This is a genomic window from Nocardia ignorata NBRC 108230 (assembly GCF_001612905.1).
Taxonomy (GTDB): domain Bacteria; phylum Actinomycetota; class Actinomycetes; order Mycobacteriales; family Mycobacteriaceae; genus Nocardia; species Nocardia ignorata.
Genome location: NZ_BDBI01000049.1, coordinates 38,052 through 47,692, shown reverse-complemented (window position 1 = coordinate 47,692; position 9,641 = coordinate 38,052). Strand labels below are relative to the sequence as shown.

At 67.4% G+C, this 9,641-nt stretch carries 10 protein-coding genes; 7 read left to right on the top strand and 3 right to left on the bottom strand.

From position 1 onward, the window contains the following. Nucleotides 1-115: 115 nt before the first annotated feature. Nucleotides 116-3,082 (top strand): excinuclease ABC subunit UvrA, encoded by a 2,967-nt coding sequence (gene uvrA, locus NI2_RS31225; protein WP_067498546.1) that lies wholly within the window; start codon nt 116-118, stop codon nt 3,080-3,082. A 514-nt stretch (nt 3,083-3,596) separates the two neighbouring features. Here the strand turns inward: uvrA and NI2_RS31220 are convergent. After that, on the bottom strand, nt 3,597-3,938 hold the full coding sequence (locus tag NI2_RS31220; protein WP_067498543.1) for a DUF1844 domain-containing protein: 342 nt from the start codon (nt 3,936-3,938) through the stop codon (nt 3,597-3,599). A gap of 331 nt (nt 3,939-4,269) precedes the next feature. On the opposite strand from NI2_RS31220, the gene infC reads away from it, so the two are divergent. The 4 genes from infC (at nt 4,270) to NI2_RS31200 (ending at nt 6,537) form a co-directional block, all read left to right on the top strand. After that, entirely contained in the window at nt 4,270-4,980 is a 711-nt protein-coding gene (infC, locus tag NI2_RS31215) for a translation initiation factor IF-3 (protein ID WP_174550374.1), read from the top strand. Between the two features lie 31 nt (nt 4,981-5,011). After that, complete coding sequence (gene rpmI / locus NI2_RS31210) at nt 5,012-5,209, top strand: 50S ribosomal protein L35 (RefSeq protein ID WP_067498539.1); 198 nt, start codon at nt 5,012-5,014, stop codon at nt 5,207-5,209. A 108-nt stretch (nt 5,210-5,317) separates the two neighbouring features. Beyond that, entirely contained in the window at nt 5,318-5,704 is a 387-nt protein-coding gene (gene rplT, locus NI2_RS31205) for a 50S ribosomal protein L20 (RefSeq protein WP_067498536.1), read from the top strand. Between the two features lie 35 nt (nt 5,705-5,739). Then, entirely contained in the window at nt 5,740-6,537 is a 798-nt protein-coding gene (locus NI2_RS31200) for a TrmH family RNA methyltransferase (protein WP_067498559.1), read from the top strand. A gap of 46 nt (nt 6,538-6,583) precedes the next feature. Here the strand turns inward: NI2_RS31200 and NI2_RS31195 are convergent, their stop codons facing one another. Next, a complete protein-coding gene (locus tag NI2_RS31195; RefSeq protein ID WP_067498533.1) occupies nt 6,584-7,159 on the bottom strand; it encodes a TetR/AcrR family transcriptional regulator in 576 nt (191 codons plus the stop codon). A gap of 101 nt (nt 7,160-7,260) precedes the next feature. Between NI2_RS31195 and NI2_RS31190 the strand changes: the two genes are divergently transcribed. Continuing rightward, complete coding sequence (locus tag NI2_RS31190; RefSeq protein WP_067498531.1) at nt 7,261-8,694, top strand: MFS transporter; 1,434 nt, start codon at nt 7,261-7,263, stop codon at nt 8,692-8,694. 57 nt (nt 8,695-8,751) lie between these two features. Further along, nucleotides 8,752-9,321 carry a Uma2 family endonuclease gene (locus NI2_RS31185; RefSeq protein WP_067498529.1) on the top strand — a complete coding sequence of 190 codons (570 nt, stop codon included), beginning with the start codon at nt 8,752-8,754 and terminating at the stop codon, nt 9,319-9,321. Between the two features lie 53 nt (nt 9,322-9,374). On the opposite strand, the gene NI2_RS34255 is transcribed toward NI2_RS31185, so the two are convergent. Continuing rightward, on the bottom strand, nt 9,375-9,554 hold the full coding sequence (locus tag NI2_RS34255; RefSeq protein WP_133734251.1) for a hypothetical protein: 180 nt from the start codon (nt 9,552-9,554) through the stop codon (nt 9,375-9,377). Nucleotides 9,555-9,641 lie beyond the last annotated feature (87 nt).

The following is a 9,641-nucleotide window of genomic DNA, read 5'->3' as shown; positions in this document are numbered from 1 at the left end:
CCGGCACCTCCCGGGGCGCAAGCGCTCAGCCGTTCTTGTCGGTGGGTCCACCTAGCATTGATTCCTGGGGGTTCATGTCCGGTCGGCGGATGACTATGGAGAAGGGATTCACCAGGTGGCGGAACGCCTCACTGTGCGCGGAGCTCGGGAACACAACCTGAAAGGTGTGGACCTCGATCTGCCGCGCGACAGCCTGATCGTGTTCACCGGTCTGTCCGGTTCGGGTAAGTCGAGTCTGGCGTTCGACACGATCTTCGCCGAGGGACAGCGCCGGTATGTCGAGTCGCTGTCGGCGTACGCGCGCCAGTTCCTCGGGCAGATGGACAAGCCGGATGTGGACTTCATCGAGGGCCTCTCGCCCGCGGTGTCGATCGACCAGAAGTCGACCAACCGCAACCCGCGTTCGACGGTCGGCACGATCACCGAGGTCTACGACTACCTGCGCCTGCTGTATGCCCGCGCGGGCACGCCGCACTGCCCGGTCTGTGGCGAGCTGATCGCCAAGCAGAGCCCGCAGCAGATCGTCGACCAGGTGCTCGCCATGGACGAGGGCCTGAAGTTCCAGGTGCTCGCGCCGGTGGTGCGTACCCGCAAGGGTGAGTTCGTCGACCTGTTCGACCAGCTCAAGACCCAGGGTTACTCGCGTGTGCGGGTGGACGGTGTGGTGTATCCGCTCACCGATCCGCCCAAGCTCAAGAAGCAGGAGAAGCACGATGTCGAGGTGGTCGTCGACCGCCTGTCGGTGAAGGCCGCGTCCAAGCAGCGCCTCACCGACTCGATCGAGACCGCGTTGCGGCTGGCCGACGGCATCGTCGTGCTCGATTTCGTCGACCGCGACGAACACGCGCACGACCGGGAGCGCCGTTTCTCCGAGCGCCTGGCCTGCCCGAACGGCCACCCGCTCGATATCGAGGATCTCGAACCGCGCTCGTTCTCGTTCAACTCGCCCTACGGCGCCTGTCCCGACTGCACCGGTCTCGGTATCCGCAAGGAGGTCGACCCCGAACTGGTCGTCCCCGATCCGGATCTGAGCCTGGCCGAGGGCGCGATCGCGCCGTGGTCGCGCGGTCAGACGGCCGAATACTTCAACCGTCTGCTGTCGGGTCTGGCCGAGGCCATCGGCTTCTCCATGGACACCCCCTGGCGTGAACTCCCGGCGAAGGCACGCAAGGCGGTCCTCGAGGGCAGCTCCGACCAGGTGCACGTCTCCTACACCAACCGCTACGGACGCAAACGCTCCTATTACGCCGATTTCGAAGGCGTGATGCCGTTCCTGCAGCGGCGCATGGACAACACCGAGTCCGAGCAGATGAAGGAGCACTACGACGGGTACATGCGCGATGTGCCGTGCCCGGTGTGCAACGGTGCCCGCCTGCGACCGGAGATCCTGGCCGTCACGCTGGCCGCCGACGGCAAGAACAGGTCGATCGCCGAGGTCAGCGACCTGTCGATCGGGGAATGCGCGCACTTCCTCAACTCGCTGACGCTGGGGGAGCGCGAGGCCGCGATCGCCGGCCAGGTGCTCAAGGAGATCCAGGCCCGCCTGGGCTTCCTGCTCGACGTGGGCTTGGAATACCTCACGCTCTCGCGCGCGGCGGCGACGCTGTCGGGCGGCGAGGCACAGCGCATCCGGCTGGCCACCCAGATCGGTTCCGGCCTGGTCGGCGTGCTCTACGTGCTCGACGAACCGTCGATCGGCCTGCATCAGCGTGACAACCGCAGGCTCATCGAAACCCTGCTGCGGCTCAAGAAGCTGGGCAACACTCTGATCGTTGTCGAACACGACGAGGACACCATCCGCGCCTCGGACTGGGTGGTCGATATCGGTCCGCTCGCCGGTGAGCACGGCGGTCGCGTGGTGCATTCGGGTCCCTACCAAGAACTGCTCACCGAGCCCGAATCCCTCACCGGCGCTTATCTTTCCGGCCGCGAGCAGATCGAGCTGCCGCTGGTGCGCCGCGCGGTGGACAAGAAGCGCAAGCTCACCGTCGTCGGCGCCACCGAGCACAATCTGCAGGGCATCGATGTGGCCTTCCCGCTCGGTGTGCTCACGTCCGTCACCGGCGTCTCCGGGTCCGGCAAGTCGACGCTGGTCAACGACATCCTGGCCACCACGCTGGCGAACAAGCTCAACGGCGCGCGGCAGGTGCCGGGCAGGCACACCAGGATCAACGGCGTCGACCAGCTCGACAAGCTGGTGCAGGTCGACCAGTCACCGATCGGGCGAACCCCACGCTCGAACCCGGCCACCTACACCGGCGTCTTCGACAAGATCCGCACCCTGTTCGCCTCGACCACCGAGGCCAAGGTGCGCGGTTACCAGCCGGGTCGGTTCTCCTTCAACGTCAAGGGCGGCCGGTGCGAGGCGTGCTCGGGTGACGGCACGCTCAAGATCGAGATGAACTTCCTGCCGGACGTGTACGTCCCGTGCGAGGTGTGCCACGGCGCCCGCTACAACCGCGAGACCCTCGAGGTGCACTACAAGGGCAAGACCATCGCCGAGGTCCTCGACATGCCGATCGACGAGGCCGCCGAGTTCTTCGAACCGGTCACCTCGATCCACCGGTACCTCAAGACCCTCGTCGAGGTCGGTCTCGGATACGTGCGCCTCGGCCAGAGTGCCCCGACCCTGTCCGGCGGTGAGGCGCAGCGCGTGAAACTGGCCGCCGAGCTGCAGAAACGCTCGACCGGTCGCACCGTGTACATCCTCGACGAGCCGACGACCGGTCTGCACTTCGAGGACATCCGCAAGCTGCTCAAGGTCATCAACGGCCTGGTCGACAAGGGCAACACGGTGATCGTCATCGAGCACAACCTCGATGTCATCAAGACCTCCGACTGGGTCATCGACATGGGCCCGGAAGGCGGTTCCGGCGGTGGCACGGTCGTCGCCACGGGCACTCCCGAGGAGGTGGCCCAGGTCGCCGACAGCTACACCGGTCAGTTCCTGAAGGAAGTCCTCGCGGCACCGGCTCCGAAGAAGCCCGCGGCGAAGAAGAAGACCGCACCGGCGGCGAAGAAGGCGCCCGCGGAGACGGCGACGGCCAAGCGGCTGGCCAGGAAAGCGGCCGCATTGCGCTGACCGGCAGGTGTGTCGGGGCGGAACGGGTTACCGTTCCGCCCGGGACTTCCCGAAAACCCTACGAAGTGAAACGGTCATAGGTAACATTCGCCTCGCCGTCGCCGGAAGACCGGTCAGTAGCGGTTTGTCGATCGACATCCAGTGGTGTCACGCGCGGCGTGGGCAGCGCGGTCGCGGATGTCGTGCAGTACGAAAGGAACGTCCCCAATGGATGAAGCCACGATGGCGCTCATCGGCCAGATTCTGAATTTCCTCAGTGGCGGGTCCTCGCTGGCCTACGAGCCCACGACGCCGACGCCGACTGCCTGACCCGGCAGCCTCGAAAGGATCACCAGCAATGGATACCGGAAGCGCGGCCATCTTCACCGCCCTCGCCAACATGATCTCCTCCGGCTCGGCCGTCTCGGTCACCCCCGGTCAGCCGCCGACTCCGACCCCTACGGTCTGAGCGGCGCTCACGACGTAAAAGGATCCGCCGGCACGCAGGTGCCGGCGGATCTTCGCGTTTCGGGGCTCAGTGCACCGGGCCGGTGTACTTCTCGCCCGGGCCCGCACCCGGCGCGTCCGGCACCGACGACGCCTCACGGAAGGCGCGCTGCAACGCCTGCAGGCCCTCGCGGATCGGCCCGGCGTGCGGCCCGAGGTACTCCACCGACGAGGTGACCAGGCCGGCCAGCGCGGTGATGACCCGGCGCGCCTCGTCGAGGTCGACGTTGGCGCCGGTGTTCGGGTTCTCCTCGGCAAGGCCGAGCTTCTCCGCCGCCGAACTCATCAGCATCACGGCGGCCCGGCTGATCACCTCGACCGCGGGAATGTCGGCCAGGTCGCGCACGGGAGGATCGAGCTCGTCAGTCATGGGGATCAGGCTATCGCCAGCCCCGTGTGGGCCACCGCCGCCGGGCCGATTCGGCGATAGCGGAATGCGATGCTAGACTTTCCGCTGACGACCGCCCCTGGTCGTGTCATGCACTTCCTGGGGCAGATAAGTGGAGCCCGACTCCCACCGTTGCCGGCGAGCAATCGTACTGGACAAACGGTCCCGGTCACCCGCTCGTTGTGGCGGGTTCCTCGCGTGTTGTTCGCGCGAGGGTCGACACCGTGCCCTCGGGCGTGGTGTCCGATGATCGGTCGACTCGGGCCCCGTCGCGGAGAAATACCGCAACGGGGCTTTCGCGTTGAATCAGGGGTTGCAGTTATTGCGTGCGGTCGTTAAGACGACACCGCTTGACCTAGGAGGCCCCATCAGCACTGAGACCCGCATCAACGATCGCATCCGAGTTCCCGAGGTTCGACTCATCGGACCCGGCGGCGAACAGGTTGGGATCGTGCGTGTTGAAGATGCACTTCGCGTCGCGCTCGAAGCCGATCTCGACCTGGTCGAGGTGGCACCCGATGCCCGTCCGCCGGTCTGCAAGATCATGGACTACGGCAAGTTCAAGTACGAGACCGCGCAGAAAGCGCGCGAGTCCCGCAAGAACCAGGTCCAGACCGTGATCAAGGAGCAGAAGCTCCGTCCGAAGATCGACGACCACGACTACGAGACCAAGAAGCGCAACGTCGTTCGCTTCCTCGAAGCCGGGTCGAAGGTCAAGGTCACGATCATGTTCCGCGGTCGTGAGCAGTCGCGCCCCGAACTCGGCTTCCGGCTGCTGCAGCGGCTGGCCTCCGACGTCGCCGAACTCGGCTTCGTCGAGACCTCGGCCAAGCAGGACGGCCGCAACATGACCATGGTCCTCGCCCCCCACAAGGGCGCGAAGACGCGGGTGAAGGCGCAGCAGGACTCGGCACCGGCCCCGCGTCCGGCCGAGCCGACCGCCCCGGCACCGGCACAGCCGACCGCTCCGGCCGCCGCCGAGCAGGCCGCGCCCGCGGAGCAGGCGCAGGCCGACCCGCAGTAACACCGATTTCACCGACTAGATAGAGGAATCCATGCCGAAGAACAAGACCCACAGCGGCGCCAAGAAGCGATTCAAGGTGACCGGCCGGGGCAAGCTGCTTCGCGAGCAGGCGAACCGTCGCCACCTCCTGGAGCACAAGTCCTCCCGCCGGACTCGTCGTCTGGAAGGCACGGAGTCCGTTGCCGACGTCGACGCCCCCCGCGTGAAGCGGCTGCTCGGTCTCGCCTGATCCAGGCAGACCGTCGCACCCCGACGACTGCGCGGCCGGGATGACCGGACGCCGACAACTACCGAATTCGGGCGCCGCCGCGCCCCCCAGATGATCAAGGACTGAAAAGTGGCACGCGTCAAAAGGGCTGTCAACGCTCAGAAGAAGCGCCGTTCCATCCTCGAGGCCTCCAAGGGCTACCGGGGCCAGCGTTCGCGCCTGTACCGCAAGGCCAAGGAACAGCAGCTCCACTCGCTGACCTACGCCTACCGCGACCGCAAGGCGCGCAAGGGTGACTTCCGCAAGCTGTGGATCGCTCGTATCAACGCCGCCGCGCGTCTGAACGACATCACCTACAACCGCTTCATCCAGGGCCTCAAGGCCGCTGGTGTCGAGGTGGACCGCAAGATCCTCGCCGAGCTCGCCGTCTCCGACGCCGAGGCCTTCGCCGGTCTCGTCGCTGTCGCCAAGGCCGCGCTGCCCGCCGACGTCAACGCCCCGGCCTCGGCTGCCTGAGCTTGACGACGCACAACGATCTGTCGGAACGACCCGTGGACGCGCTCTCCGAGCGCAACCCACGGGTCGTTTCGGCTGTCAAGCTCCAGCGCGCCGCGCACCGCCGCAAGACCGGCCTGTTCCTGGCCGAAGGCGCCAATGCCGTCACCGCCGCGCTGGAGACCGGCCGGGTGCGTGAGCTGTTCTACTCGCTCGCCGCGGCCAAGCGCGATGTCGCGTTGATCGCCGGTGCCGACGCCGACGGTGTGCGCACCACGCTGGTGAGCGATCGCGCCGCCGAGCACCTGGGCGAAACCGTTACCGCGCCGGGCCTGGTCGCCGTGTGCGAGCAGCTCGATGTTCCCCTCGGCCAGATCCTCGACGGTGCACCCCGCATGCTCGCGGTGCCCGTGGAGATCGCCGAACCCGGCAACGCGGGCACCCTCATCCGGGTTGCCGACGCCGTCGGTGCCGATGGCGTCGTGCTCGCCGGTGACGCGGTCGACCCGCACAACGGCAAATGCGTCCGTGCCAGCGCGGGCAGCCTGTTCCACGTCCCGATCGCGCGCAGCCGCAGTATCGACGCCACCCTCGACGCGCTGTCCTCGGCCGGAATCACGCTGCTGGCGACCACCGCTCACGGTGAGGTCGTCCTCGACGACGCCGACGACATCCTCACCGGGCCGGTCGCCTGGCTCTTCGGCAACGAGGCTCACGGCCTCGATCCCGCCGTCGCCGCCCGCGCCGACCATCGCATCCGTATCCCCATCCACGGCCGCGCCGAAAGCCTGAATCTGGCTGCGGCAGCGGCGATCTGCCTCTACGCCAACGCCCGCGTCCAGCACGCGAAGTAGCCGCGGCCCCGGGATCGATGCGGCTGACGAACCGCTCGTCGGGGGCTCAGAGTTCCAAGCCGCACTGGAGGTCGTCGAGAACGGCGGTCGACCAGGGTAGTTCGATGGCGTCGGGGCCCGCCACCTGCATCGCGGTCATGATGGTGAGCAGCATGCCGGTGGCGAGGAAGCGGCGGGCGTGCAGGGCGTCGGCGCCCGTGCGGTCGACGATCAGCTGGTAGATGCGGCCGAAGTGTTCGCGCACGTGATCGCCGATCTCCGGGTCGGCGCTGGCGGCGACGCCGTGCAGCAGCACGAGCGGTAGCTGACGTTCGGAGAGAAATACGTCGTAGTTCGTCCCGAGGCTGCGCAGCGCTTCGGCGGTGTCGGCGTCGGGCGCGATCTCCGCGCTGCGGAACACGTCCTCGATGCGTGCGCACACGTGCTGCAGTACCGCCACGAACAGGTGCTGTTTGCTGCCGAAGAGTCGAATCACGTACGGCTGGGAGACCCCCGCGCGGCGGGCCACCTCATCGGTCTTCGTCGCGGCGTACCCGGATTCGGCGAAGGCGTCGACGGCGGCGGCGAGGACCTGGGCGCTGCGCTCGGCCGCGGTCATCCGGGTTCTCGTCGTCTCGCTCATGCATTCGCCTCCGGTCGGTACGCGGATTCCTCTTGACATGTTATCAGCGGATGCATAACCATTGGATTCAAGTTATCAGTGGATTACAACAAGGGTGGATCATGACTCAGACACTCGATCCCGGCGATGCCGTTCGCGCCGACGCGCCGTCACCCGGCGGCGCGAAGGACAAGCCGCTCGGTGCGGTCGTCGCCGCCGTCGGTATCCCGATGTTCATGGTCACGTTGGACAACCTCGTGGTGACCAACGCCCTGCCGGTGATCAAGACCGAACTGGGAGCATCACTTTCAGACCTGCAATGGTTCGTCAACGCCTACACGCTGTCGTTCGCGGCGCTGCTGCTCACCGCCTCGGCGCTCGGCGATCGCATCGGCCGGCGCCGGATGTTCCTGGCGGGAATCGCGGTGTTCGTCGTCGCGTCGGCGGCCTGCGCGCTGGCCACCGAGCCGTGGATGCTCATTCTCGCCCGTGCGATTCAGGGCGCCGGTGGCGCCGCGGTGATGCCGTTGTCGCTGACACTGCTCGCCGCGGCCGTGCCCGAGCGGATGCGCAGCGCCGCGATCGGGATCTGGGGCGGCCTGGCGGGGCTCGGAGTCGCGGTCGGGCCGGTGGTCGGCGGTGCCGTCGTCGAGGGGCTGAACTGGCAGTGGATCTTCTGGCTCAACGTTCCCGTCGGCCTGCTCGCGCTGCCCTTCGCCGCCCGCATGCTGAGCGAATCGCGCGGTGCCGCACGCAAACTCGACCTGCTCGGTCTCGTCCTGTCCGCCGTCGGCGTGCTCGCGCTGGTGTGGGGCGTGATCCACGGCGCCGAGGACGGCTGGACCGCTTCGCAGGTGCTCACCGCCCTGGTCGGTGGTATCGCCCTGCTGGTCGCGTTCGTCGCCTGGGAGCACCGCACCGCCGAACCGATGCTGCCGCTGCGCATGTTCGCCAACCGGGGCCTGAGCCTGAGCTACCTCGTGTCGTTCGGATTCTCCGCCGGTGTGTTCGGTGCCATCTTCCTGCTCGCGCAGTTCTTCCAGGTGGTGCAGGGGTATTCGCCGCTGGAATCCGGTATCCGCACGATGCCGTGGACGATGGTTCCGATGGTCGTCGCCCCGCTGGCCGGACTCGTCGTCGACCGGGTCGGCCCCCGCGTCCTCATCGCCACCGGCCAGGTGTGCCTGGCCGTGTCCCTGGCCTGGATGGCGCTGATCACGAGCACGGACGTCCCCTACATCTCCTTCGTCGCGCCCTTCGTCCTCGGCGGCATCGGCATGGGCCTGACCTTCGCCCCGTCGTCCACCATCGTCATGGCCAGCGCGTCCCCCGCCGACCAGGGCATGGCCTCGGGCATCAACAGCACCGTCCGCGAGGTCGGCGTCGCCATGGGCATCGCGGTCCTCGCCTCGGTCTTCGCCACCGCCGGCTCCTACACCGACCCCCAGTCCTACGTCGACGGCCTGATACCCGCGGTCTGGGTAGGCGCCGCCCTGGTCGCCGCCGCCGCGATCATCGCCGCCTTCCTGCCCCGGCACACCAGAACTACTGCCTGACCTGGCGCTGGTGGGGGTTATGGTTGAGTCGGCAGTCCGCACGAATGGAGCGACCGCATGACCGTCCCGTCGATGCATCCCCGACCCGGCAACCTGCGCGAAGTCGCCGAGGAGATCGAGCGCGCAACAGGCCTGCAGGTCGAGATCCTGGGAGGGGCGCTCGTGATGTCACCGACCCCGCGTGGAAAACACGCGGGCACGATCCGTCGACTGCGTCACCAGCTCGAATCGGTCATGCCCGAAGGGCTCGCCGCCTACGAGGTGACATCGATCGCGATGCCAAGCGATACAGACGACTACTGCACACCGGACCTCGTCGTTCTGCCCGATTCCTGGGACACCGATGACGAATGGCTCGCCGATCCTGCCAACGTGGAACTCGCCGTCGAGGTGATCTCGAAGTCGGAGAAAGCGCACCAGATCACCGGCAAGAACGGCTGGTACGGCGCGGCAGGGGTACGCACTCTCCTGGTCGTCGACCCGCGGTTCGGCCGTTGGGCGCTCTACCGCAATCCTGACGCCGGTGTGTACCCCGATCCGGTCGAGGGGACGTTCGGTGACCCCCTCGTCCTCCCCGAGCCGCTGTCGACAGCCGTCGACACCGCCTGCCTGCCGCTCTACGGATAGAGCCGCAGCGCGCACCATCGATCGCAGTGAAGGAGCGATGGGCTGGTGAGTGCTCAATCCTGGTCGGGTGGGGTTTGTGGGTGGACCTCGGGGCACAGTCCGCCCGCACGCGGGAAAGGGCGGGGGCGGGTGGGGCGGATGCCGAGGCCGCACAGTGCCAGGCCGCTGCCAGGCGTGGTGCGTCGCGTGCGCCGACCCTGGGGTGGGGTGGAATCGCGGGTCTGTTCAGGCATCGATTCGTCCTGTCTCGCGTCGAACACGGCGGATGTGTTTGAACGGTTGGACGGAACCGGGGACGATTCGGTTCCCTCGGATCGCGG

Coding starts and splice junctions, on each gene's coding strand:
- NI2_RS31195 (WP_067498533.1), bottom strand. CDS start 7,159: ATGAGCGAGACGACGAGAACCCGGATGACCGCGGCCGAGCGCAGCGCC.
- NI2_RS31185 (WP_067498529.1), top strand. CDS start 8,752: ATGACCGTCCCGTCGATGCATCCCCGACCCGGCAACCTGCGCGAAGTC.
- rpmI (WP_067498539.1), top strand. CDS start 5,012: ATGCCGAAGAACAAGACCCACAGCGGCGCCAAGAAGCGATTCAAGGTG.
- NI2_RS31190 (WP_067498531.1), top strand. CDS start 7,261: ATGACTCAGACACTCGATCCCGGCGATGCCGTTCGCGCCGACGCGCCG.
- NI2_RS34255 (WP_133734251.1), bottom strand. CDS start 9,554: ATGCCTGAACAGACCCGCGATTCCACCCCACCCCAGGGTCGGCGCACG.
- NI2_RS31220 (WP_067498543.1), bottom strand. CDS start 3,938: ATGACTGACGAGCTCGATCCTCCCGTGCGCGACCTGGCCGACATTCCC.